Annotated in this window: 1 pseudogene; it reads right to left on the reverse strand. The window is 75.5% G+C overall.

Annotation, left to right across the window (positions count from 1 at the left end):
- Nucleotides 1-507 (reverse strand): annotated as a pseudogene (locus ACOADB_RS20560) (hypothetical protein); the annotation flags it as partial.

A 507-nucleotide genomic window follows, 5' to 3' on the forward strand; every position in this document is an offset into this window, starting at 1 on the left:
AACGGACCGGTGCCGGTGATCGCGACGTCGATCGGGTGCTGCTCGTCCATCTTGTCCGCCAGCGCCGATCGGGAGCTGGCCATGCCGGTCAGGACCGCGGTGGTCAGGGTGACGCCGATCAGGAGCGATGCTGCCGTGGCGGCCGTCCGGCGCGGGTTGCGGACGGCGTTCCCGGCGGCCAGCCGGCCGGCCGGCCCGAGGACGCGGCCGGTGACGTGACCGAAGGCGCGGATCAGCGCCGGTACGAGCACCGGGCCGATCAGGAGCACGCCGGCGAAGGTCGTGGTGCCGCCCGCGATGAGGGCCGGCGGGCTGGTCACCTGGACGGCGACGACCAGCGCGAGCGCGCCGACGGCGATGACGAGCAGGCCGACGGCAAGCCGGATGCGACCGGTGGAGGTGCCCACCTGCGTGCTGTCGTCGGGGCGGAGCGCGGCCAGGGGGCTCACCCTGACCACGCGGCGGGTCGGGAGCCAGGCCGCGACGAGCGTGACGCCGACGGCGACG

It is taken from the genome of Nocardioides sp. CPCC 206348, assembly GCF_048654705.1.
GTDB lineage: Bacteria > Actinomycetota > Actinomycetes > Propionibacteriales > Nocardioidaceae > Nocardioides.